The 23668-nt window shown below is 63.6% G+C and carries 24 protein-coding genes; 22 read left to right on the top strand and 2 right to left on the bottom strand.

The window, feature by feature from the left end; translation table 11 throughout:
* The first annotated feature begins 16 nt into the window (after nt 1–16).
* The 8 genes from N7650_RS22690 to murB all read left to right on the top strand — a co-directional run bounded on the left by N7650_RS22690 (nt 17) and on the right by murB (nt 6832).
* Nucleotides 17–2230 (top strand): DNA internalization-related competence protein ComEC/Rec2, encoded by a 2214-nt coding sequence (locus N7650_RS22690; protein WP_279900107.1) that lies wholly within the window; start codon nt 17–19, stop codon nt 2228–2230.
* A gap of 64 nt (nt 2231–2294) precedes the next feature.
* Nucleotides 2295–2930 (top strand): MotA/TolQ/ExbB proton channel family protein, encoded by a 636-nt coding sequence (locus N7650_RS22685; protein WP_009406890.1) that lies wholly within the window; start codon nt 2295–2297, stop codon nt 2928–2930.
* The gene (locus tag N7650_RS22680; RefSeq protein WP_009406888.1) at nt 2927–3358 is read left to right on the top strand and encodes a biopolymer transporter ExbD; all 432 of its coding nucleotides are present in this window, start codon (nt 2927–2929) and stop codon (nt 3356–3358) included. The genes N7650_RS22685 and N7650_RS22680 overlap by 4 nt, the downstream gene beginning before the upstream one ends.
* The gene (lpxK, locus tag N7650_RS22675) at nt 3358–4368 is read left to right on the top strand and encodes a tetraacyldisaccharide 4'-kinase (protein ID WP_009406886.1); all 1011 of its coding nucleotides are present in this window, start codon (nt 3358–3360) and stop codon (nt 4366–4368) included. Before N7650_RS22680 ends, lpxK begins: the two co-directional genes overlap by 1 nt.
* Before the next feature lie 37 nt (nt 4369–4405).
* Complete coding sequence (locus N7650_RS22670; RefSeq protein WP_003247142.1) at nt 4406–4591, top strand: Trm112 family protein; 186 nt, start codon at nt 4406–4408, stop codon at nt 4589–4591.
* Nucleotides 4588–5352, top strand: coding sequence for a 3-deoxy-manno-octulosonate cytidylyltransferase (kdsB, locus tag N7650_RS22665; protein ID WP_009406872.1), 765 nt, complete (start codon nt 4588–4590; stop codon nt 5350–5352). The genes N7650_RS22670 and kdsB overlap by 4 nt, the downstream gene beginning before the upstream one ends.
* Nucleotides 5352–5816 (top strand): low molecular weight phosphotyrosine protein phosphatase, encoded by a 465-nt coding sequence (locus tag N7650_RS22660; RefSeq protein ID WP_279900104.1) that lies wholly within the window; start codon nt 5352–5354, stop codon nt 5814–5816. The genes kdsB and N7650_RS22660 overlap by 1 nt, the downstream gene beginning before the upstream one ends.
* Nucleotides 5813–6832, top strand: coding sequence for a UDP-N-acetylmuramate dehydrogenase (gene murB / locus N7650_RS22655; RefSeq protein WP_279900102.1), 1020 nt, complete (start codon nt 5813–5815; stop codon nt 6830–6832). Before N7650_RS22660 ends, murB begins: the two co-directional genes overlap by 4 nt.
* A 422-nt stretch (nt 6833–7254) precedes the next feature.
* Here murB and rne read toward each other — a convergent pair whose 3' ends face one another.
* On the bottom strand, nt 7255–10440 hold the full coding sequence (gene rne / locus N7650_RS22650; protein ID WP_279900100.1) for a ribonuclease E: 3186 nt from the start codon (nt 10438–10440) through the stop codon (nt 7255–7257).
* A gap of 731 nt (nt 10441–11171) precedes the next feature.
* On the opposite strand from rne, the gene rluC reads away from it, so the two are divergent.
* The 3 genes from rluC to N7650_RS22635 are packed head-to-tail and all read left to right on the top strand — an operon-like array spanning nt 11172 to nt 13786.
* Nucleotides 11172–12128 carry a 23S rRNA pseudouridine(955/2504/2580) synthase RluC gene (rluC, locus tag N7650_RS22645; protein ID WP_279900098.1) on the top strand — a complete coding sequence of 319 codons (957 nt, stop codon included), beginning with the start codon at nt 11172–11174 and terminating at the stop codon, nt 12126–12128.
* Nucleotides 12118–12795: an HAD family hydrolase gene (locus N7650_RS22640; protein WP_279900097.1), complete on the top strand. Its 678-nt coding sequence runs from the start codon at nt 12118–12120 to the stop codon at nt 12793–12795. The genes rluC and N7650_RS22640 overlap by 11 nt, the downstream gene beginning before the upstream one ends.
* Nucleotides 12796–12802: 7 nt before the next feature.
* Complete coding sequence (locus N7650_RS22635; RefSeq protein ID WP_009406844.1) at nt 12803–13786, top strand: S49 family peptidase; 984 nt, start codon at nt 12803–12805, stop codon at nt 13784–13786.
* Nucleotides 13787–14021: 235 nt separating this feature from the next.
* Here the strand turns inward: N7650_RS22635 and N7650_RS22630 are convergent, their stop codons facing one another.
* Complete coding sequence (locus tag N7650_RS22630; RefSeq protein ID WP_009406842.1) at nt 14022–14600, bottom strand: nucleoside triphosphate pyrophosphatase; 579 nt, start codon at nt 14598–14600, stop codon at nt 14022–14024.
* Nucleotides 14601–14696: 96 nt separating this feature from the next.
* On the opposite strand from N7650_RS22630, the gene N7650_RS22625 reads away from it, so the two are divergent.
* The 11 genes from N7650_RS22625 (at nt 14697) to N7650_RS22575 (ending at nt 23635) form a co-directional block, all read left to right on the top strand.
* The gene (locus tag N7650_RS22625; RefSeq protein WP_064304877.1) at nt 14697–15224 is read left to right on the top strand and encodes a YceD family protein; all 528 of its coding nucleotides are present in this window, start codon (nt 14697–14699) and stop codon (nt 15222–15224) included.
* Between the two features lie 13 nt (nt 15225–15237).
* The gene (gene rpmF, locus N7650_RS22620) at nt 15238–15420 is read left to right on the top strand and encodes a 50S ribosomal protein L32 (RefSeq protein WP_009406838.1); all 183 of its coding nucleotides are present in this window, start codon (nt 15238–15240) and stop codon (nt 15418–15420) included.
* 33 nt (nt 15421–15453) lie between these two features.
* The gene (plsX, locus tag N7650_RS22615; RefSeq protein ID WP_064305031.1) at nt 15454–16434 is read left to right on the top strand and encodes a phosphate acyltransferase PlsX; all 981 of its coding nucleotides are present in this window, start codon (nt 15454–15456) and stop codon (nt 16432–16434) included.
* Between the two features lie 127 nt (nt 16435–16561).
* Complete coding sequence (gene fabD, locus N7650_RS22610; RefSeq protein WP_279900093.1) at nt 16562–17500, top strand: ACP S-malonyltransferase; 939 nt, start codon at nt 16562–16564, stop codon at nt 17498–17500.
* 14 nt (nt 17501–17514) lie between these two features.
* The gene (fabG, locus tag N7650_RS22605; RefSeq protein WP_009406831.1) at nt 17515–18255 is read left to right on the top strand and encodes a 3-oxoacyl-ACP reductase FabG; all 741 of its coding nucleotides are present in this window, start codon (nt 17515–17517) and stop codon (nt 18253–18255) included.
* 195 nt (nt 18256–18450) lie between these two features.
* Entirely contained in the window at nt 18451–18687 is a 237-nt protein-coding gene (gene acpP, locus N7650_RS22600) for an acyl carrier protein (RefSeq protein WP_009406829.1), read from the top strand.
* Between the two features lie 106 nt (nt 18688–18793).
* Nucleotides 18794–20038, top strand: a complete 1245-nt coding sequence (gene fabF, locus N7650_RS22595; RefSeq protein ID WP_279900091.1) for a beta-ketoacyl-ACP synthase II — start codon at nt 18794–18796, stop codon at nt 20036–20038.
* Nucleotides 20038–20853: an aminodeoxychorismate lyase gene (pabC, locus tag N7650_RS22590; RefSeq protein ID WP_279900089.1), complete on the top strand. Its 816-nt coding sequence runs from the start codon at nt 20038–20040 to the stop codon at nt 20851–20853. The genes fabF and pabC overlap by 1 nt, the downstream gene beginning before the upstream one ends.
* Before the next feature lie 2 nt (nt 20854–20855).
* On the top strand, nt 20856–22004 hold the full coding sequence (gene mltG, locus N7650_RS22585) for an endolytic transglycosylase MltG (RefSeq protein WP_279900088.1): 1149 nt from the start codon (nt 20856–20858) through the stop codon (nt 22002–22004).
* Nucleotides 22005–22023: 19 nt separating this feature from the next.
* A complete protein-coding gene (gene tmk / locus N7650_RS22580; protein WP_279900087.1) occupies nt 22024–22656 on the top strand; it encodes a dTMP kinase in 633 nt (210 codons plus the stop codon).
* Nucleotides 22649–23635 carry a DNA polymerase III subunit delta' gene (locus N7650_RS22575; protein WP_279900086.1) on the top strand — a complete coding sequence of 329 codons (987 nt, stop codon included), beginning with the start codon at nt 22649–22651 and terminating at the stop codon, nt 23633–23635. Before tmk ends, N7650_RS22575 begins: the two co-directional genes overlap by 8 nt.
* The last annotated feature ends 33 nt before the right edge of the window (nt 23636–23668 follow it).

Genomic DNA, 23668 nt, shown 5'->3' with positions numbered 1-23668 from the left:
ATCCGGGGTTCAACCGATGCGCACAGGGATGTTGGCGCTCTCGCTCGGGCTTTTGTGTCCGATCTTTCTGACCGCGTTGCCGTCCGTCGGAACGCTGTCGGTCCTCGCCGTGCTGTGCCTGGTTTGCCTGTGGCGGCGCTTGTTCCCCCTGGCGTTTTTCCTCTTCGGGGTGTGCTGGTCCAGCCTCTGCGCACAAAGCGCGCTGGATGATCGCCTGGCGCGTCAGCTCGATGGCCGGACCTTGTGGATCGAGGGGCGGGTGGTCGGTTTGCCGGAGCAGGGTGGACAGCGGGTGCGCTTCGAGTTGCAGGACGCGCAATCACGCCGTGCCGAATTGCCGCGCCGCCTGCGCCTGACCTGGCAGGACGGCCCGGCGCTCAACAGCGGCGAGCACTGGCGCCTGGCGGTCAATCTGAAACGGCCGCAAGGCCTGCTCAATCCTCATGCCGCGGATGCCGAGGCGATGCTGCTGGCCCGGGGCATCGGCGGGCTGGGCTCGGTCAAGGATGGTGTTCGCACGGCGCCGGCCAGTGGTGCCTGGCGCGATGGTATTCGCCAGCGGTTGCTGGCGACACCGGCCAATGGCCGGGAGGCGGCGCTGGCGGCCCTGGTGCTGGGCGATGGCGCCGGCCTGGCGCGGGAAGACTGGAACGTCCTGCAAGCTACCGGCACCGTGCACCTGCTGGTGATTTCCGGCCAGCATATCGGCTTGCTGGCCGGCTTGGTCTACGGGCTGGTGGTCGGCCTGTTCCGCCTCGGCTGGTGGCCGCAGCGCCAGCCCTGGTTGCCCTGGGCCTGCGGGCTGGCGTTCGCCGCTGCGTTGGGCTACGGCGTGCTGGCCGGGTTCCAGGTCCCGGTGCAGCGTGCCTGCATTATGCTGGCGGTCGTGCTGCTCTGGCGTTTGCGCTTTCGCCATCTCGGGGTCGCCTGGCCGTTGCTGGTCGCGCTGAACGGCGTGCTGTTGTTCGAGCCGCTGGCAGCGCTGTTGCCGGGCTTCTGGCTATCGTTCGGTGCCGTTGCGGTACTGGTCATGGTGCTCGGCGGTCGATTGGGACGCTGGCCGATCTGGACGGCCTGGGGGCGGATGCAATGGTTCATCGCCATCGGTCTGCTGCCGCCGCTGCTGGCGCTGGGTTTGCCGGTCAGTCTCAGCGCGCCGCTGGCCAACCTGGTGGCGGTGCCCTGGCTGAGCATCCTGGTGCTGCCGCTGGCCCTGGCGGGAACCTTGCTGTTGCCGCTGCCCTTGGTCGGCGAAGGGCTGCTCTGGCTGGCGGGTGGTTTGCTCGGATGGTTGTTCGATCTGCTCGGCTGGATGGCGGCCTGGCGTCCGGCCTGGATTCCACCGGCATTGCCGCTGTGGAGCTGGCTGCTGGTCTGCTTGGGCGCGTTTCTGTTGCTGCTGCCTGCAGGGTTGCCGATGCGCCAACTGGGTTGGCCCCTGTTGCTGCTGGCCGGCTTCACCCCGAGAGCTGCCGTTCCGCCGGGACAGGTGGATGTCTGGCAACTGGATGTCGGCCAGGGGCAGGCGTTCGTTCTGCGCACCCGGGACCACACCTTGCTCTACGACGCCGGTCCCGCGCGAGGCGATGTGGATCTCGGCGAGCGGGTGGTGGTGCCGACCCTGCTCAAGCTTGGCATTCGCCGACTGGACCTGATGTTGATCAGCCATGCCCACGCCGACCATGCCGGCGGTGCCCTCGCAGTGCAGCGTGGCTTGCCGGTGCGGCGGGTGGTTGCCGGCGAGCCGGATCCGTCCTGGCCGGCCGATGCCTGCGCCAGTGGCGAGGTCTGGGTGTGGGACGAAGTGCGCTTTTCACTCTGGCAATGGCAGGGCGCGGATGACAGCAACCAGCACTCTTGCGTCCTGAAGGTGGAGGCGTCCGGTGAAACCCTGCTGCTGGCCGGCGATATTGATCGCTTCGCGGAGCAGGCCTGGCTGCAAGGCTTCCAGGCCGGGCCGGTGGATTGGCTGCAGGCGCCGCATCATGGCAGCCGGACCTCCTCCAGTGCCGCGTTCCTGGATGTGCTGCGGCCTCGCGGGGTGTTGGTTTCCCGTGGTCGCCACAATGGCTTCGGCCATCCGTCGCCGCTGGTAACGGCCCGCTACGCCGCGCGGCATATCGCTGTCTACGACAGCGCCGTGCTCGGTGCGGTGCATCTGCGCCTGGGCAGCTTCGGCAGCGCGCGTGGCGAGCGCGAGCGGGGCAAATTCTGGCGCGATCCGACATGACAGCCTTCGGCAGCCATGGCCCCCTATGGTAGAGTGCAGAACTTTTTCCGAGGGGGTCCTTACAGTGTGGGAATTGGTCAAGTCCGGTGGTTGGATGATGCTGCCGATCATTCTGAGTTCCATCGCCGCCATGGCTATCGTTGCCGAACGCCTGTGGACCCTGCGTGCCGCCCGCGTGACCCCGCCGCACCTGCTTGGGCAGGTCTGGCGCTGGATCAAGGACAAGCAACTGAGCACCGAAAAACTCAAGGAACTGCGGGCCGATTCGCCGCTGGGCGAGATCCTTGCCGCCGGCCTGGCCAATTCCCGTCATGGTCGTGAAATCATGAAGGAATGCATCGAGGAAGCCGCCGCCCGGGTCATCCATGAGCTGGAGCGCTATATCAACGCCCTCGGCACCATCGCCGCCATGGCACCGTTGCTCGGCCTGCTCGGCACCGTGCTGGGGATGATCGACATCTTCAGCTCGTTCATGGGCTCGGGCATGACGGCCAACGCAGCCGTGCTCGCCGGCGGCATTTCCAAGGCGCTGATCACCACCGCCGCAGGCCTGATGGTCGGCATCCCGGCGGTGTTCTTCCACCGATTCCTGCAGCGCCGCATCGATGAGCTGGTGGTGGGGATGGAGCAGGAGGCGATCAAGCTGGTCGAAGTGCTGCAGGGCGACCGCGATGTCGACCTGGCCGGGGGCAAAGCGTGAAATTCCGGCGCAAGCAACGCGAGAACGTGGATATCAACCTGGCGTCGTTGATCGACGTGGTGTTCATCCTCTTGCTGTTCTTCGTGGTCACCACCACCTTCACCCGCGAGACGCAATTGCGCGTCGAACTGCCGGAAGCCTCCAGCGGCGCGCCGATGCCGGAATCCGAGCAGAAACTGGTGGAAATCACCATCAGCGCCGAAGGTGTCTATTCGGTGAACAATCACCTGCTGCCCAAGAGCGACCTGGCGACCCTGACCGAGGCCCTGCAGAAGGAGTCTGGCGGTGATACCAAGCTGCCGCTGGCGATCAGCGCCGATGGCAAGACTCCGCACCAGGCGGTGGTGACGGCGATGGACGCGGCCGGCAAGCTCGGCTTCAGCCATTTGCGCATGACCACGGTCGAGGCCGCACCGGGGACGCCCTGATGGCTTTCTCGGACCGCCTGCTGGAGGCCTGGTACAAGGGCCACCCGCTGCTCGCCCTGCTGTCTCCTCTCGAAGCCCTCTACCGCAGGATCGTGCGCGGCAAGCGCCAGCGCTTCCTGGCAGGCGAGGGCCGCATCTACCGCGCGCCGGTGCCGGTGCTGGTGGTGGGCAACATTACCGTGGGCGGCACCGGCAAGACGCCGCTGATCCTGTTTCTCGTCGAGCATTTTCGCCAGCGCGGGCTGAAGGTCGGCGTGGTCAGCCGTGGCTATGGCGCCAGGCCGCCGCAATTGCCCTGGCGGGTACGCGCCGACCAGCCGGCCGCCCATGCCGGCGACGAACCCCTGCTGATCGTGCAGCGCAGCGGTGTGCCGCTGATGATCGACCCCGACCGCTCCCGGGCCGTGCGCGCCTTGCTCGAAGCCGAGCCGCTGGACCTGATCCTGTGTGACGACGGTCTGCAACATTACCGTCTGGCCCGCGATCTGGAACTGGTGCTGATCGACGCCGCCCGTGGTCTCGGCAATCGCCGCTGCCTGCCCGCCGGTCCGCTGCGCGAACCGGTGGAGCGCCTGGGCGAGGTCGATGCCCTGCTGTACAACGGTGCGCTGGCCGATCGCGACGACGGTTACGCCTTTACCTTGCAACCCACGGCGCTGGTCAACCTGCGCAGTGGCGAGCGCCGGCCGCTGGATCATTTTCCCGCTGGGCAGGCGCTGCATGCGGTGGCCGGTATCGGCAATCCGCAGCGCTTCTTCGATACCTTGCGCACGCTGGGCTGGGCTCCCGTCGAGCATCCTTTCGCCGATCATGCCGTGTTCAGCGGCGAAGCCCTGGCGTTCGTGCCATCGCTGCCGCTGGTGATGACCGAGAAGGATGCCGTGAAATGTCGCAGTTTCGCCGGGGATGACTGGTGGTATCTTGCCGTCGATGCGCAGCCGTCGCCGGCCTTCGTGAGCTGGCTCGACGAGCGCCTGGCGCGATTGCTGCCGGATAGCCGGCAACCCTGATCTATTTCGTTTCGGCCACAGGCCTGAGGAACACACCATGGACACCAAACTGCTCGATATCCTCGCTTGCCCGATCACCAAGGGCCCGCTCAAGCTCAGCGCCGACAAGACCGAGCTGATCAGCAAGGGTGCCGGCCTGGCCTATCCGATCCGCGACGGTATCCCGGTGATGCTGGAAAGCGAAGCCCGTACCCTGACCGACGATGAGCGCCTGGATAAATGAGCCTGGTCTTCACCGTGGTGATCCCGGCGCGCCTGCGTTCTACGCGCCTGCCGAACAAACCGCTGCTGGCGATCGCCGGCAAGCCGATGATCCAGCATGTCTGGGAACAGGCGCGCAAGAGCAGCGCCGCCCGCGTGGTCATCGCCACCGACGATGCCAGCATCGTCGAGGCCTGCAAGGCCTTCGGTGCCGAGGTCCTGCTGACCCGCGCGGACCACGAATCCGGTACCGACCGCCTTGCCGAAGTGGCGGCCGCGCTGGACTTGCCTGCCGATGCCATCGTGGTCAACGTGCAGGGCGACGAGCCGCTGATCCCGCCGTCGATCATCGACCAGGTGGCCGCCAACCTGGCTGCCCATCCGGAAGCGGGCATCTCTACGCTTGGCGAGCCCCTCGAATCGGTCGAGGCATTGTTCAATCCGAACGTGGTCAAGGTGGTCGCCGATTGCAACGGGCTGGCCCTGACCTTCAGCCGTGCGCCGCTGCCTTGGGCCCGTGACGCGCTGGCCCGGGATCGCCAGCAACTGCCGGCTGGGGTGCCCTACCGTCGGCATATCGGCATGTATGCCTACCGTGCCGGCTTCCTCCAGGACTTCGTTGGCTGGGGCCCGTGCTGGCTGGAACAGACTGAAGCACTGGAGCAGTTGCGCGCGCTCTGGCATGGCGTGCGTATCCATGTCGCCGATGCCCTGGAAGCACCGCCCGTGGGTGTCGATACGGCCGAAGACCTCGAGCGCGTGCGGCGCTTGCTGGAGGCCTGATGCGCGTCCTCTTCGTTTGCCTGGGCAATATCTGCCGCTCGCCGACCGCTGAAGGCGTATTGCGTCATCAATTGGCCGAGGCTGGGCTGGCCGAGGTGATCCATGTGGCGTCGGCGGGCACCGGCGACTGGCATGTCGGCAACCCGCCGGACAGCCGCACCCGTCGCGCCGCCCAGTTGCGTGGCTACGATCTGTCGGCCCAGCGGGCGCAGCAGGTCAGCGTGGAGGACTTCACCCGTTATGACCTGATCCTGGCCATGGACAAGAGCAATCTGGCCAATCTCCAGGCGATGCGCCCGGGTCACGCCAGTGCCGAGCTGGACCTGTTCCTGCGCCGCTACGAAGGCGCCCTGGAAGAGGTGCCGGATCCTTACTACGGCGGCGAGCAGGGCTTCGAGCATGTGCTTGATCTGATCGAAGCGGCCTGTCGCGGCCTGGTCAGCGAATTGAAGGGGCGGCTATGAGCGCCAAGGTTGAATCGCAGGTTTCCCTCAAGCCGTACAACAGCTTCGGGATCGACGCCGAGGCGCTTCATTTCGCCCAGGCCCGTAGTGACGACGATGTCCGTCAATTGCTGGCCTATGCCGCCAGTGAGGACCTGCCGGTCCTGGTGATTGGCGGTGGCAGCAACCTTTTGCTGACCCGGGACGTCACCGCGTTGGTCCTGCGCATGAACAGCAGCGGCGTCCGCGTGCTCTCGGATGATGGCGAGCGAGTGGTGGTCGAGGCCGAGGCGGGGGAGCCGTGGCATCCGTTCGTGCAGTGGACTCTGGAGCAGGGCCTGGCCGGGCTGGAAAACCTTAGCCTGATCCCAGGTACCGTCGGTGCTGCCCCGATGCAGAACATCGGCGCCTATGGTGTCGAGATCAAGGATGTCTTCGCCGGGTTGACCGCGCTGGATCGCCAGACAGGCGATCTGCGTGAGTTCAGCCTGGAGGAGTGCGAGTTCGCCTACCGTGACAGCCACTTCAAGCGAAATCCGGGACGCTGGATCATTCTTCGGGTGCGTTTTGCGCTCAGCCGGGTTGGGGCGCTGCATCTGGATTACGGCCCGGTGCGTCAGCGCCTGGCAGACCAGGGCATCACGCAGCCGACGGCCAGGGATGTCAGCGAGGCGATCTGCAGCATTCGCGCAGAGAAACTGCCGGACCCGGCCACGCTGGGCAATGCTGGAAGTTTCTTCAAGAATCCGGTGGTCAGTGCCGAACTGGCCCAGTGCATTCGTGACCAGCATCCGGGTGTCGTGGCTTATCCACAGGCCGACGGTCGGGTGAAGCTGGCAGCGGGCTGGTTGATCGAGGAGGCGGGCTGGAAAGGTTATCGCGACGGCGATGCCGGTGTGCACAGGATGCAGGCGCTGGTGCTGGTGAACTATGGCCAGGCGACTGGCGAGCAGGTGCATGAGCTGGCGCAGAAGATCCAGGGCGACGTTCTCGAGCGGTTTGGTGTCGAACTCGAGATGGAGCCGAATCTGTATTAAAAGCCCTGCACGGAACCTGTGGGAGCTGGCTTGCCAGCGATTGGTAGTTGAAGTCACCACCGCCATCGCTGGCAAGCCAGCTCCCACAGGGACCGCGTTTTTCTTTGGATCTGTCTCATTAAAAAGCCCCGCCAGTTTCACTGGTGGGGGTTTTTTCAGCCTTTGGAAATCAGAAGTCAGTGCCGAACTGGCCCGGCGACGTTCTCGAGCGGTTTGGTGTCGAACTCGAGATGGAGCCGAATCTGTATTAAAAGCCCTGCACGGAACCTGTGGGAGCTGGCTTGCCAGCGATTGGTAGTTGAAGTCACCACCGCCATCGCTGGCAAGCCAGCTCCCACAGGGTCCTCGGTTGTTCTTTCGGCCAAGATAATAAAAAGCCCCGCCAGTTTTCACTGGCGGGGCTTTTTTTCAGCCTTTGGAAATCAGAAGTGCGGTTTGTGCTCTTCGGTGGTTTCCAGGGCTTTCGGGGCTTCCTCGGTGACCTGGGCTTGGGCCTCAGCCGCTGCGGCGGCCGCGGCAGCAGCTGCTGCTTCGGCTTCACGCTTGCGACGGCGGACTTCACGCGGATCATTCGGGGCGCGGCCGTTCGAGGTAGTCACGACAGGCGCTTCGACGGGGGCCGGCTCGGCGACTGGAGCCTCGACCACTGCTGCCGGGGTTTCCTCGGCAACGGCTGGCGCTGGCGTTTCAACCACTGGCTGAACCTCGACGACCGGTTCCTGGGCTTGCGGCTGCTCCTGGGCAACGACTGGCTCAGGCGCGGCTTCCACGGCCGGAGCCGCTTCAACCACAGGCGTGGCCACTTCGGCAGGCTGCTCGACAGGCTGTGGAGTCACTTCGACCACTGGCTCGACGCTCGGCTCGACGGCTTCGACGACGGCAGCCGGTTGCTCGACCGCAGGGGCAATGCTCGTTTCAGCCGCTGCTTCGGCCGGTTTCACGGCCTCGGCCACTTCGGCGATCTCGGCGGCCTGGGATTGCACTGGCGCAGGTTCGACCTGTGGAGCGCTTTCCTCGACCTTGGCGGTAGCGCGTTCGGCCTGGGCGTGAGCCTCGGCTTCGGCGTTGGCGCTGATGGCAGTGGTGGCGACCGCAGCGGTCACGGCCAGGCCGGCAGCCAGTTCGGCAGTGCTTGGCTCCTGGCCTTCTTCAGAGGCTTCTTCGCCGCCTTCGATCAGTTCGCCATTGGCATCACGCTGACGCTCACGGCGGTTGCTGCGACGACGCTGGCCACGGGAGCGACGACGTGGACGTTCGCCTTCGGCGCCTTCCTGGTTGTCGTCCTGCAGCAGTTCTTCGTTCGGCAGTTGCTCCTCGGCAGCTTCGGCAGCCTGCTCGGCAGGGCGTGGCTGGCGCTCTTCGCGCGGTGGGCGCGGTTGGCGCTCTTCACGAGGTGCACGTTCTTCGCGTGGAGCACGCTCTTCGCGAGGTTGACGCTCTTCCCGCGGGGCGCGTTCTTCACGAGGTTGACGCTCTTCACGCGGTGCGCGTTCTTCGCGAGGTGCACGCTCTTCACGCGGGGCACGCTCAGGACGCTCTTCACGAACGACTGGTGCGACCGGAGCAGCATCCAGTGGTTCACGCAGTTCGCGGACCGGGCGATCTTCACGAGGACGACGCTCTTCACGCGGAGCACGTTGCTGGCGCTCTTCACGTGGTGCGCGCTCTTCACGCGGCTGACGCTCTTCCCGTGGCGCGCGTTCCTCGCGAGGCTGGCGCTCTTCACGCGGTGCACGCTCGGCACGCTCTTCGCGCGGCTTGCGATCTTCATCGCGGCGGCCGTTGCGGTTGCGGCTCTGCTGGCGACCGTTGCGGCGCTCTTCGTTGCGTTGCGGACGCTCGGTGGTGGCTGGCTTCGCGGCAGCAGCAGGCGCGACTGGCTCTTCCTTGCTGCCGGCGAACAGGCTCACCAGCGACTTGACCAGGCCCTTGAACAGGCTTGGTTCCGGCGCGACGTGGGCAGGCGCTGCAGGAGCGGCTGCTTCAGGCTGCTCGGCGGCGACCGGGGCGTTGCCGCGGGCCGGTGCGGTCTTCACTGCGGCTTCCTGGCGAACCAGGGTGCGGGTGGCGGCGGCTTGCGGCGCTTCCTCGACCTCGGCAGCAGCGATCTCGTAGCTGGACTGGGCGCTCAGGGCTTCCGGGTTGTCATCACGCAGGCGCTGGACTTCGAAGTGCGGCGTCTCCAGGTGATCGTTCGGCAGGATGATGATGCGCGCGCGGGTGCGCAGTTCGATCTTGGTGATCGAGTTGCGCTTTTCGTTGAGCAGGAATGCGGCGACCGGGATCGGCACCTGCGCACGAACCTCGGCGGTGCGGTCCTTCAGAGCCTCTTCTTCGATCAGGCGCAGGATCGCCAGCGACAGCGACTCGACGTCACGGATGATACCGGTGCCGCTGCAGCGCGGGCAGACGATGCCGCTGCTTTCGCCCAAGGACGGGCGCAGGCGCTGGCGGGACATTTCCAGCAGGCCGAAGCGCGAGATGCGGCCGACCTGGACGCGGGCGCGGTCGGCTTCCAGACACTCGCGGACTTTTTCTTCCACGGCGCGCTGGTTCTTGGCCGGGGTCATGTCGATGAAGTCGATGACGATCAGGCCGCCGATGTCGCGCAGACGCAGTTGGCGGGCGATTTCCTCGGCCGCCTCCAGGTTGGTCTGCAGGGCGGTTTCCTCGATATCGCTACCTTTGGTGGCACGCGCCGAGTTGATGTCGATCGACACCAGGGCTTCGGTCGGATCGATCACGATCGAGCCGCCGGACGGCAGGTCGACCACGCGCTGGAAGGCGGTCTCGATCTGGCTTTCGATCTGGAAACGGTTGAACAGCGGGACGCTGTCTTCGTACAGCTTGATCTTGCTGGCGTACTGCGGCATCACCTGGCGGATGAAGGTCAGGGCTTCTTCCTGGGCATCGATGCTGTCGATCAGCACTTCGCCGATGTCCTGGCGCAGGTAGTCGCGGATGGCGCGGATGATGACGTTGCTTTCCTGGTAGATCAGGAAGGGCGCGGCGCGGTCCTGGGAGGCTTCCTTGATCGCGGTCCAGAGTTGCAGCAGGTAGTCGAGGTCCCACTGCATTTCTTCGCTGCTGCGACCGAGGCCGGCAGTGCGCACGATCAGGCCCATGTCGGCCGGAGCAACCAGGCCGTTCAGGGCCTCGCGCAGTTCATTGCGTTCTTCGCCTTCGATGCGACGGGAAATCCCGCCGGCACGCGGGTTGTTCGGCATCAGTACCAGGTAGCGGCCGGCAAGGCTGATGAAGGTGGTCAGGGCTGCGCCCTTGTTGCCACGCTCCTCTTTTTCGACCTGGACAATGACTTCCTGGCCTTCGCTCAGTACTTCCTTGATGTTGACCCGGCCTTCCGGGTTCTTCTTGAAGTATTCGCGGGAGATTTCCTTGAGTGGCAGGAAGCCATGGCGTTCGGAGCCGAAGTCGACGAAAGCGGCTTCAAGGCTGGGTTCGATACGGGTGATCCGGCCTTTGTAGATATTGGCCTTCTTCTGCTCGCGCGCACCGGACTCGATGTCCAGGTCGTAGAGGCGCTGGCCGTCTACCAGAGCAACACGCAACTCTTCGGGTTGAGTCGCGTTAATCAGCATTCTTTTCATGTAATACCGTCGGTTTCCGGGCTGCCGGAAACGGCGTTCGGCACACACGACTTCTCACGGTCGGTGTCAGGTGCGTCAGGGGTGGCGGGCCATCCCGTGTCCAGCGACTTCCGGCTGACTGGTGACCAGTGTTGCCGAGGCCGCGACGACGCGTCCTGCTTGCTGTTGTGTCATATGCACGTCAGTCAGGAGGAGGAATCAGCCTTCGTCCGTGGACGCCCGGTGGGCATCCTGTTTCGAGACCAGGTCCGGCGCTGAGGCCGGGACGCGGTACTACACGGTCCGACGGTTGTGCATCTCCACCCTACACGTATCCCTGATAATCGGGTGCTGCCGCGCGCTGAATCCGCAACGGGTTGCATTTATCGCCGGCTCCATACGGGAGCCCGCGCAGTTTATGGCTAAGGCAGGTATTTCCGAAGCATCCGCCATGACTGCGTGAAAGCGTTGGCACTGAGAAGAGTGGCATCGAAAAAAAACGGAAAGGGAGGGTCAAAAGCCGCTCTTGTTGTTTTTTATCGGTCTTCTCTCATCGGCGCTGGTGGCGATTCCAGGCATTTCTGTAAACTGGCGAAAGCCCCGTCGGACGGCCTCGCGTCCTCGAGAATTGCGTCGGTCAGGGCCGGCTTGAAGCCATTGGTCCGCTGGCCAGCCGCTTTTGGCGGCGTTCGCGACTATAGCAGCAATCATTAAGTGCTTCAAATCCATAAAAAATTGTTATGATCCGCCAAATGACGACCTCTACCCCCCAGACTTCCAGCGTCCAGCTGATCGAAGTCCCGCCGGAACTTGCCGGCCAGCGTATCGATAACTTCCTTGTCAATGTTCTCAAGGGCGTACCCAAGACCTTGATTTATCGCATTTTGCGCAAAGGTGAAGTGCGGGTGAACAAGGGGCGCATCAAGCCCGAATACAAGATCCAGTCCGGCGATATCGTGCGTGTGCCGCCCGTACGCCTGCCCGAGCGCGACGAGCCGGTGCCGGTGGCCCAGGGGCTGCTGCAGCGGCTCGAGGCGGCGATCGTCTATGAAGACAAGGCGCTGATCGTGCTGAACAAGCCGGCCGGCATCGCCGTGCATGGCGGTAGCGGCCTGAGCTTCGGGGTGATCGAAGCCTTCCGTCAGTTGCGCCCGGATGCCAAGGAGCTGGAGCTGGTTCATCGTCTCGACCGCGACACCTCCGGCCTTCTGATGATCGCCAAGAAGCGCAGCATGCTGCGCCACCTGCACGCCGCCTTGCGTGGCGATGGCGTGGACAAGCGCTACATGGCGCTGGTTCGTGGTCATTGGGCGACCGGCAAGAAGCAGGTCAATGCGCCATTGCTCAAGAGCAATCTGCGCTCCGGAGAGCGAATGGTTGAAGTCAATGACGAGGGCAAGGAGGCACTGACGGTCTTCCGCGTGCTGCGCCGCTTCGGTGACTTCGCCACCATGGTCGAGGCCCGCCCGATCACCGGTCGCACCCACCAGATTCGGGTCCATGCCCTGCACGCCGGGCATGCCATCGCCGGTGACAGCAAGTACGGCGACGAGGACTTTACCCGGGAGATCCGCGAGCTGGGTGGCAAGCGCCTGTTCCTGCATGCCTATGCCCTGGTCGTACCCTTGCCAGATGGCGGTGAGCTCAAGCTCGAGGCGCCGGTGGACGAGATGTGGGCCCAGACCGTGGAGCGCCTGAGTGCAACGTGACTACGACCTGCTGATCTTCGATTGGGACGGTACGCTGGCCGACTCCATCGGTCGTATCGTCGAGGCCATGCATGCCTCCGCCGAGCGTGCCGGTTATCCGTTGTGCAGCGACGAGGCAGTCAAGGGCATCATCGGCCTGGCCCTGCCCGAAGCCATCAGTACCTTGTATCCGCAACTGGTCGAGGCCGAAGTCATGGCTTTCCGTCAGCACTACGCGGACATCTACATGGCCCTCGATGACCAGCCTTCGCCGTTGTTCCCGGGCGTGGTCGAGGCGCTGGACGCCTTTCGCACCGAGGGCTACCGCCTGGCCGTCGCCACCGGCAAGGCCCGGCGCGGGCTGGATCGGGTGCTCAAGGCCAATGGTTGGGAGGATTTCTTCGATATCACCCGCGCTGCCGACGAAACCCGCGGCAAGCCGCATCCGCTGATGCTGGAAGAGATCATGGCGCACTGCCGGGTCCCGGCGTCGCGGTCGCTGATGGTCGGTGACTCGTCCTTCGACCTGCTCATGGCGCAGAACGCCGGGATGCATTCGGTCGCGGTGGGGTATGGTGCCATGTCGCTGGAGACGTTGAGCGTTCACCGTCCGCAGTTGTCTATCGAACACTTCTCACAGTTGCCGGCCTGGCTTGCCCGGGCGGCTACACCGGTATTTCCAGGGTAGGTAAAGCATGGTCGACGAGTGGAAAGCGCCTCGCGAAGAAAACGACGAAGAGCAGAAAAGCTGGAAGTTGCTGGAAAAGACCTTGCTGGCCAGCGTCCAGGAACAGCGCAGGGCGCGGCGCTGGGGGATCTTCTTCAAGTTGCTGACGTTCCTTTATCTGTTCGGCATCCTCTTCCTGTTCTCGCCTCTGGCGAAGATGGAGAAGGGTGCTGTCGGAGGTGCCGGGCACACGGCGTTGGTCGAGGTGCGCGGGGTCATTGCCGACAAGGAAGAGGCCAGTGCCGACAACATCATCGGCAGCCTGCGTGCGGCGTTCAAGGATCCCAAGACCAAGGCCGTCGTGCTGCGCATCAATAGCCCGGGCGGCAGTCCTGTGCAGGCGGGTTACGTGTATGACGAAATCCGCCGCCTGCGTGGCGAATATCCGCAGATCAAGCTGTATGCGGTGATCACCGATCTCGGTGCGTCGGGTGCCTACTACATTGCCAGCGCGGCAGACCAGATCTATGCCGACAAGGCAAGCCTGGTCGGTTCCATCGGCGTTACCGCGGCCGGATACGGGTTTGTCGGCGCCATGGAGAAGCTTGGGGTCGAGCGCCGTACCTACACTGCCGGCGAGCACAAGGCGTTCCTTGATCCATTCCAGCCGCAGAAGCCCGAGGAGACTGCGTTCTGGCAGGGTGTGCTGGATACCACCCACAAGCAGTTCATCGCCAGCGTCAAGCAGGGGCGAGGGGAGCGCTTGAAGGACAAGGAACATCCCGAGCTGTTCAGTGGGTTGATCTGGTCTGGCGAGCAGGCTGTGGATCTGGGGCTGGTGGATGCCCTGGGCAGTGCTGGCTATGTGGCCAGGGAAGTGGTGGGTGAAAAGGATCTTGTGGACTTCACCATCGAGGAGTCGCCGTTCGATCGCTTCTCCAAGCGCCTCGGGGCCAGCGTCGCCGAGCACCTGGCGATGTGGATGGGGTTCCAGGGGCCGAGCCTGCGCTGATTCTTTCCTGCTGATAAAAAGCCGACCTCGATGGTCGGCTTTTTGTTGGGCATCAAGCTGGACACAAAACCTGTGGGAGTCCGCCCAGTCTTTCAGATTGCGCTGTCGCACAGAGACAGTTCCAAGGCGCGACGCGTACCCTGTGGGAGCGGGTTGACCCGCGATTGCTATGGTGAGTTCACTACAGCAATCGCGGGTAAACCCGCTCCCACAAGGTCCGCAGTGCTTTTGCTGCTCAGGGTACGCTCACGCCTTCCTTTATCAGCATATCCACCAGACGAATCAGCGGCAGTCCGATCAGGCTGGTCGCGTCGCAGCCGTGGGTGTCCTGGAACAGGCTGACACCCAGCCCTTCGCATTTGAAGCTGCCAGCGCAATCGTAGGGTTGCTCGATGCGCAGATAGCGCTCGATGCGCGGCAGGTCCAGGTCGCGCATGTGCACGCTGAACGGAACGCAGTCCACCTGGCATTCACCGGTTGCACTGTTGAGCAGGGCGACCCCGGTCAGGAAGGTGACATGGTTTCCGCTTGCTGCCAGCAACTGCTCGCAGGCCTTGTCGAACGTGTGCGGTTTGCCGAGGATCTGCTCGCCGAGTACTGCCACCTGGTCGGAGCCGATGATCAGGTGCGCCGGATGCCGGTCGGCCAGGGCCAGGGCCTTTTCCCGGGCGAGGCGCTTGACCAGGTCGACGGCGGGCTCGTCGTCGATGCGCCGTTCGTCGATATCCGGCGAGGCCCAATCGAATGGCAGATGCAGGCGCGCCAGCAATTCGCGCCGGTAGGGTGAGCTGGAAGCCAGTATCAGCGGTAGCATGAAATACTCCAGTGCAGGTTCGCCGATTCTAACATGTTGGGCCGGGACGGAATTTCCTTTGACAGGGGCGGGGGGCATCCCTAGAATGCTGCGCCTATGTTGAATGACCCGATTCCACCTCACGTTGACCCGCGCAAATTGGCCGATCGTGGCGTTTCCATCGAAGGAAGCGTACCGCTCGCCGATTTGGAGAGACTCTGCGACCCGCTTTCCGACAATGTCGGTACGGTGCAGGCCAAATTCGATTTTGAGCGAGACGAGCAGGGCGCGGTGGTTTTCCACACCGACCTGAACGTCGAGGTCAAGATGGTTTGCCAGCGTTGTCTTGAGCTGGTCACCCTGCCGATCCACAGCGAGTGTACTTACGCCGTGGTGAAGGAGGGTGCGAATACCCAGTCGTTGCCGAAAGGTTATGACGTGCTGGAACTGGGCGAGGATCCTTTGGATCTGCGGGCGCTGGTCGAGGAAGAGCTGTTGCTCGCCTTGCCCATCGTGCCTGCTCATCATCCGGAAGAATGCCAGCAGCCGGCGGGCGCCGATGAGCCCGAACCGAGCGAGGACGAGGTAAAGCGGTCCAACCCGTTCAGTGTATTGGCGCAGTTAAAGCGTGACCCAAACGTTTAGGAGTTAATCAATTATGGCTGTTCAGCAGAACAAAAAATCCCGCTCTGCCCGTGACATGCGCCGTTCGCACGATGCCCTCGAAGCCAACGCCCTGTCCGTAGAGAAAACCACCGGTGAAGTTCACCTGCGTCACCACGTTTCGCCAGAAGGCGTATACCGTGGCCGTAAAGTGATCGACAAGGGCGCTGACGAGTAATCCTTGTCCGCTCAGATCATTGCGATCGACGCAATGGGCGGGGACTTCGGTCCCCGCAGCATTGTCCAGGCAAGTCTCGCTTGTCTCTCGGCTACCCCCTCGCTTCACCTGACCCTCGTCGGTCAACCCTCCCTCCTTGAAGATCTGATCGCTGGCCAGTCGGCAGCGGATCGCGCGCGGCTGCAGATTGTTGCGGCGAGCGAAGTGATCGGCATGGATGAGCGGCCCTCCCAGGCGTTGCGTGGCAAGCCCGATTCGTCGATGCGCGTCGCTCTCGAATTATTGCGCGATGGCAAGGTTCAGGCCTGCGTCAGTGCCGGCAATACCGGCGCCTTGATGGCGCTTTCACGCTATGTGCTGAAGACCCTGCCCGGCATCGATCGTCCAGCCATGGTCGCGGCGATCCCGACCCGCACCGGCTACTGCCAGTTGCTCGACCTTGGCGCCAATGTCGATTGCAGTGCCGAGCATCTCTACCAGTTCGCCGTGATGGGCTCGGTGGCAGCCCAGGCCCTGGGGATCTCCCGCCCGCGGGTGGCGCTGCTGAATGTCGGTACCGAGGACATCAAGGGCAACCAGCAGGTCAAGCTGGCGGCCAATCTGCTGCAGCAGGCCCGCGGCCTGAACTACATCGGTTTCATCGAGGGCGACGGGTTGTATCGCGGCGAAGCCGACGTGGTGGTGTGCGACGGCTTCGTCGGCAATATCCTGCTCAAATCCAGCGAGGGCCTGGCGACCATGATCGGCGCCCGTATCGAAGCGCTGTTCCGTAGCAGCATGGCATCGCGCCTGGTCGGGGCCATGGCGATGCCGCTGCTCAAGCGCCTGCAGGCTGACCTGGCGCCGGCGCGACACAATGGCGCAAGTTTCCTCGGGCTCCAGGGCATCGTCATCAAGAGCCATGGTTCCGCCGGTGTGCAGGGTTTCCAGAGTGCAATCCAGCGGGCCCTGATCGAAATCCAGGAAAACCTGCCCGAGCGTTTGCACGGTCGACTCGAGGATCTGTTGCTTTAGGCATAATCGCCGGGAAGTGGTTAAATGTGACCGCTTGGTTCTCGTTACCATCCAACTTTCGATTTTCTTGTGTCCAGCTACGGCTGGACACTCATTTTCGACGACAAGATCACTAGGGGCTTGTTCAATGTCTGCATCCCTCGCATTCGTCTTTCCCGGTCAAGGTTCGCAGTCCCTCGGCATGCTCGCCGAGCTGGGCGCCCAGTATCCACTGGTCATCGAGACCTTCCGTGAGGCCTCCGAGGCTCTGGGCTACGATCTCTGGGCGCTGGTCCAGCAGGGTCCGGAAGAGCAACTCAACCAAACCGATAAAACCCAGCCTGCCATCCTGACCGCTTCGGTTGCCCTGTGGCGCCTGTGGCTGGCGGAGGGTGGTGCGCGTCCGGCATTCGTCTCCGGTCACAGCCTGGGTGAATACAGTGCATTGGTCGCCGCTGGCAGCCTGAGCCTGGCCGATGCGGTCAGGCTGGTCGAGCGTCGCGGTCAACTGATGCAGGAAGCCGTTCCGGCCGGGCAGGGCGCCATGGCTGCCATCCTCGGCCTGGATGACGCCGATGTCGTAGCCATCTGTGCCGAAGCGGCCCAGGGCGAAGTAGTCAGCGCCGTCAATTTCAACTCGCCGGGGCAGGTGGTCATCGCCGGCGCCAAGGCTGCGGTCGATCGTGCCATGGAGGGCTGCAAGGCCCGTGGTGCCAAGCGTGCCCTGCCACTGGCAGTCAGCGTGCCATCGCACTGCGAACTGATGCGTCCGGCCGCCGAGCGCTTCGCCGAGTCGGTGAGCGCCATCGAGTGGAAGGCCCCGGCCATTCCCGTGGTGCAGAACGTCAGCGCGGCGGTGCCGGCTGACCTGGATGCCCTCAAGCGCGACCTGCTGGAGCAGCTGTACAAGCCGGTCCGTTGGGTCGAGTGCGTGCAGACCCTGGCTGCCCAGGGCGCGGTGCAACTGGTCGAGTGCGGTCCTGGCAAGGTGCTTGCCGGTCTCAACAAGCGGTGCGCCGACGGCGTGACCACCCACAACCTCAATACCCCGGATGCCTTCGCCGCCACTCGCGCGGCGCTGGCCTGATTAGGAGAGCCTGCATGAGTCTGCAAGGTAAAGTTGCACTGGTCACTGGCGCAAGCCGTGGCATCGGCCAGGCCATCGCCCTGGAGCTGGGTCGCCTGGGCGCTACCGTGATCGGTACCGCTACCTCTGCGTCCGGCGCCGAGCGTATCGCCGCTACCCTCAAGGAGCATGGCATCACCGGTACCGGCCTGGAACTGAACGTCACCAGCGACGAATCCGTCAGCGCGGTCCTGGCGACCATCCAGGAGCAGTTCGGTGCGCCGGCTATCCTGGTCAACAACGCCGGCATCACTCGCGACAACCTGATGATGCGCATGAAGGATGACGAGTGGTTCGATGTCATCGATACCAACCTGAACAGCCTCTACCGTCTGTCCAAGGGGGTCCTGCGCGGCATGACCAAGGCGCGCTGGGGCCGTATCATCAGCATCGGTTCGGTGGTGGGTGCCATGGGCAACGCCGGTCAGGCCAACTACGCTGCCGCCAAGGCTGGCCTGGAGGGCTTCAGCCGCGCGCTGGCCCGCGAAGTGGGTTCCCGCGCCATCACCGTGAACTCGGTGACTCCGGGCTTTATCGACACCGATATGACCCGTGAGCTGCCTGAAGCGCAGCGTGAAGCGCTGCAGACGCAAATTCCGCTGGGCCGTCTGGGCCAGGCCGATGAGATCGCCAAGGTGGTCGCATTCCTGGCTTCCGACGGTGCGGCTTACGTGACCGGCGCAACCATTCCGGTCAACGGCGGGATGTACATGTAGTTAAATGTGACGGATTGTTTTAAAAAAATGTCATACGTGCTGACTAAAATCCGTTATAAAGCTGCAACCAAATTCCAGGGGTAGCGGCAGGTGCGATGCAGGAGGGCGCGTTTAGCTTGAAAAGCAGGCGCCTTTCTATAAACTTACACACCGGCCAGCTGCCTGACATATGTCCATTAGGAGTGAAAACAAGGTATGAGCACCATCGAAGAACGCGTCAAGAAAATCGTTGCCGAGCAACTGGGCGTCAAGGAAGAAGAAGTGAAGCCAGAGTCTTCCTTCGTTGAGGACCTGGGTGCCGATTCGCTTGACACCGTTGAGCTGGTGATGGCTCTGGAAGAGGAATTCGAGACCGAGATTCCTGACGAAGAAGCCGAGAAGATCACTACTGTTCAAGCTGCTATCGACTACGTCAACAGCCACCAGGGCTAAGACTGCTTTAGTCGTTACTTCTTGTCAGGGAAAAACCGCACTGCCTTTGCTGGCGTGCGGTTTTTTCTTTGCAAGAGATGTAGACATATAGAAAAAGGAGAGCGCTGTGTCGCGTAGACGCGTCGTGGTCACCGGTATGGGCATGCTGTCGCCACTGGGTACCGATGTACCGAGCAGTTGGCAGGGCATTCTGGCTGGCCGCAGTGGCATCGGTCTGATCGAGCATACTGACCTTTCTGCCTATTCCACCCGCTTCGGTGGCTCGGTGAAGGGCTTCGATGTCGAGCAGTACCTGTCGCTCAAGGAAGCTCGCAAACTCGACCTGTTCATCCAGTACGGCCTGGCGGCCGGTTTTCAGGCGGTGCGCAATGCCGGCCTGGAAGTCACCGATGCCAACCGTGAGCGCATTGGCGTGGCCATGGGCTCGGGCATCGGCGGCCTGACCAATATCGAAGACACCAGTCGTACCTTGCACGAGCAAGGTCCGCGGCGCATTTCGCCCTTCTTCGTGCCTGGCTCGATCATCAACATGATTTCCGGTTTCCTGTCCATCCATCTGGGTGTGCAGGGGCCAAACTATGCCATCGCCACCGCCTGCACCACCGGTACGCACTGTATCGGCATGGCCGCGCGCAACATCGCTTTCGGCGAAGCCGACGTGATGATTGCCGGCGGTGCCGAGATGGCCGCTTGCGGCCTCGGCATGGGCGGCTTCGGCGCCTCCCGTGCGCTGTCCACGCGCAACGACAACCCGACCCGCGCCAGCCGTCCCTGGGACAAGGGCCGCGACGGTTTCGTCCTGTCCGACGGTTCCGGTGCCCTGGTGCTCGAAGAGCTGGAGCACGCCAAGGCCCGCGGTGCGACCATCCATGCCGAACTGGTCGGTTTCGGCATGAGCGGCGATGCCTACCACATGACCTCGCCACCCGAGGATGGTGCCGGTGCCGCCCGCTGCATGGCCAATGCGCTGCGTGACGCACAGGTCGATCCGACGCAGGTCAACTACATCAATGCCCACGGTACCTCGACGCCTGCCGGCGACCTGGCGGAAGTGGCAGCGATCAAGTCGGTATTCGGCGAGCACGCCTACAACCTGGCGGTCAGTTCCACCAAGTCCATGACCGGGCACCTGCTGGGCGCGGCCGGAGCGGTAGAGGCGATCTTCAGCGTCCTGGCGATCAACAGCCAGGTGGCGCCGCCAACCATCAACCTCGACGAACCGGATGTCGGCTGCGACCTCGACTTCGTGCCTCATGAAGCGCGCAACATGCCAATCGACGTGGTGCTGTCCAACTCGTTCGGTTTTGGCGGTACCAACGGCTCGCTGGTGTTCCGTCGGTTCGTCGGCTGATGCAGGCCTGGGTCGATGGGCAGGGCGCCGATACCCTGGCGCTGCAAAGCCGCGGCCTGGCCTATGGCGATGGTTTGTTCGAGACCATCGCCGTCAAGGCGGGGAAAGCCTCGCTGCTCGATTATCACCTCGATCGCCTGGCCTTGGGTTGCCAGCGCCTGGCCATCGAGGTTGATCTCCAACTGATTCGTGACGAGTGCTGCCGCTATGCCGTGCTGCTCGGCGACGGCGTGCTCAAGCTGATCCTGACCCGGGGCGATAGCCAGCGCGGTTACGCAGCTGTCGCCGGGGCCATGCCGCGGCGGATTCTCCAGGGCAATCCCGCACCGGTTTATCCCTCTGAACATGCTGACCAGGGCGTAAGCCTCTTCCCTTGTCGCACCCGCCTTGCCGAGCAGCCGCTATTGGCTGGTCTCAAACACCTCAATCGCCTGGAACAGGTACTGGCGCGCGCCGAATGGCAGGGCGCCGAGTACGCTGAAGGATTGATGCTGGATATGTCCGGTCGTGTCATCGAAGGGGTATACAGCAACCTGTTCCTGGTACATGGCGGGCAGTTGCTTACCGCTGACCTGAGTCGCTGTGGCGTGGCAGGCGTCATGCGCGCGGCGCTGCTCGACGCCGCCGGCCGCGAAGGAATTGCCGTGCAGATCCGCGACCTGACCCTGGACGACCTCGAGCAGGCGGATGAATTGTTTCTTTGCAACAGTGTCTACGGTGTCTGGCCGGTGCGCTCGTTCGCATCGCTGAACTGGTCGCCGGGGCCTCTCACCCGTAAACTGCAGGCCATCGCCCGCACGCTGCTGGATGCCTGATTTTGAGACGTAAATTGTTGTTGCTGCTGGAGATCATCCTGATCCTGGGCGGCCTGGTGCTCGGCTATTCCGCCTGGAAGGTCAGTTCGTCGGTGGACCAGCCGTTGCACCTTGGTGGCGAGGAACTGCTGGATGTCCCCACCGGCACCAACCCCAATCGCATGTTCTATCGCATGGAAGGCCAGGGCCTGATCAAGGACGCCTTCTGGCTGCGTCTTTACTGGCGTTTCAATATGGCCGGTACCGCGCTGCATACCGGTGAGTACCGCATGACGCCGGGCATGACCGTCCGCGATCTGCTCGACGCCTGGCGCCGTGGCGACGTGGTCCAGTACAACCTGACCCTGGTCGAGGGCTGGACCTTCCGCCAGGTGCGCGCAGCTCTGGCCAGGCATGAAAAGATCAAGCACACCCTGGACGGCATGAGCGATGCCGAGGTGATGGACGAACTGGGTCATCCGACGGTTTTCCCCGAGGGCCGCTTCTTCCCCGATACCTATAAGTTCGTTCGCGGCACCTCCGATGTCGAGTTGCTGCAACAGGCCTATGCCCGCCTGGAAGAGGTGCTGGCCAAGGAGTGGGCCGATCGTCCCGCCGAACTGCCTTATCGTGACCCTTACCAGGCGCTGATCATGGCCTCGCTGGTCGAAAAGGAAACCGGGGTACCCCATGAGCGTGGCCAGATCGCCGGGGTGTTCGTCCGGCGCATGCAGATCGGCATGCAGTTGCAGACCGACCCTACCGTCATCTACGGCATGGGCGAGCGCTACAACGGCAAGATCACCCGCGCCGACCTGCGTGAGCCCACGCCCTATAACACCTACGTGATCAGCGGCCTGCCGCCGACGCCCATCGCCATGGTCGGTCGCGAGGCGATCCATGCCGCACTCAATCCTGCGCCCGGTACCAGCCTGTATTTCGTTGCCCGCGGTGATGGCAGCCATGTCTTCTCCGACGATCTCGACGCCCACAACTCGGCGGTACGCGAATATCAGTTGAAGCGTCGCGCCGACTATCGTTCCAGCCCGGCGCCGCTCAACGGTGATGACAAGGCCCGGAAGGACGAGCCCGTACCGCAGGAGGCACCCGCGGTGCCACCCGCCGTTGGTCCGGTCGAGACGCCGGCCGCCGGGGACGCTATCCAGCAATGACCATTTTCGAGGACGCCGAGTGAGCGGTTTGTTTATTACCCTGGAAGGCCCGGAAGGCGCCGGCAAGAGCACCAACCGCGACTATCTGGCGCGGCATCTGCGCGACCGCGGCCTGGATGTGCTGCTGACCCGCGAACCGGGCGGCACTCCCCTGGCCGAGCGGATCCGCGAGCTGTTGCTCGCGCCCAGTGATGAAAAAATGCATGCCGATACCGAACTGTTGCTGGTCTTCGCCGCCCGGGCCCAGCATCTGGCCGAAGTGATCCGCCCGGCCCTGGCTCGTGGTGCCGTGGTGCTTTGTGATCGTTTCACCGATGCCACCTATGCCTACCAGGGAGGTGGTCGTGGCCTGGACGTGGAGCGTATCGCCACGCTCGAACGGTTCGTCCAGGAAGGGTTGCAGCCTGACCTGACGCTGCTGTTCGACCTTCCGGTTGAAGTCGGCCTTTCCCGGGCCGCCGCCCGGGGGCGCCTGGACCGGTTCGAGCAGGAAGGCCAGGGTTTCTTCGAAGCCGTGCGCCAGGCCTACCTCGACCGGGCCAAGGCCGACCCGCAACGTTACTGCCTGATCGATGCGGCGCAGCCGCTGCCAGCGGTGCAGCAGTCGCTGGACGGCCTGATCGGGCAGATCGTGGACCGTTGCCGTGGCTGAAGCGTATCCGTGGCAGGCGGCGCTCTGGCAGCAATTGGCCGGCCGCGCCCGGCATGCCCATGCCTATCTGCTGCATGGTCCCCAGGGAATCGGCAAGCGTGCCCTGGCCGAGAACCTGATGGCGCTGCTGTTGTGCCAGCGTCCTGCGGAACTCCGGGCTTGTGGACAATGCAAGTCATGCATGCTGCTGGCGGCAGGCAGTCACCCTGACAACTACGTGCTGGAGCCGGAAGAGGCGGACAAACCGATCAAGGTCGACCAGGTTCGTGACCTGGTCGGCTTCGTCACCCAGACCGCTCAGTTGGGAGGACGCAAGGTGGTATTGATCGAGCCGGTGGAGGCGATGAACGTAAATGCCGCCAACGCCTTGCTCAAAAGCCTTGAGGAGCCTTCTGGCGATACCGTTCTGTTGTTGGTCAGTCACCAGCCAAGCCGCTTGCTGCCGACGATCAAGAGTCGCTGCCAGCAGATTGCCTGCCCGCAACCGAAGGAGGCCGAAAGCCAGGCCTGGCTGGCCTCGGCCCTGCCTGGATGCGAGGAGCAGGAACGCATCGAGCTGCTGAGCCTGGCCGCCGGGTCACCGCTGATGGCAGTCGATCTGCAAGGCCAGGGTGTGCGGGAGCACCGTGCCCAAGTGGTCGACGGGGTGAAGAAACTGCTCAAGCAGCAGCAATCGCCCAGCCAGCTTGCCGAATCCTGGAAGGATGTCTCCCTGTTGCACCTGTTCGACTGGTTCTGCGACTGGTCGAACCTGATCCTGCGCTACCAGTTGACCCAGGATGAGGAGGGCCTTGGCCTGGCCGATATGCGCAAGGTCGTGCAATACCTCGCGCAGAAAAGCCCGCAGGGCAGGGTGCTGGAGATCCAGGACTGGATTCTCGAACAGCGTCAGAAAGTCCTCGGCAAGGCCAATCTCAACCGCTTGCTGTTGCTGGAGGCCCTGCTGGCTTCCTGGGCCATGTTGCCCGGGCAGCGCTGAATTTCCTCAATTTCTCTTTTCGAATCGTGACTT

The organism is Pseudomonas sp. GD04058 (assembly GCF_029836855.1).
GTDB lineage: Bacteria > Pseudomonadota > Gammaproteobacteria > Pseudomonadales > Pseudomonadaceae > Aquipseudomonas > Aquipseudomonas bharatica.
The sequence above is the reverse complement of the archived record's forward strand: the minus strand, read 5'-3'. Positions and strand labels throughout refer to the sequence as shown.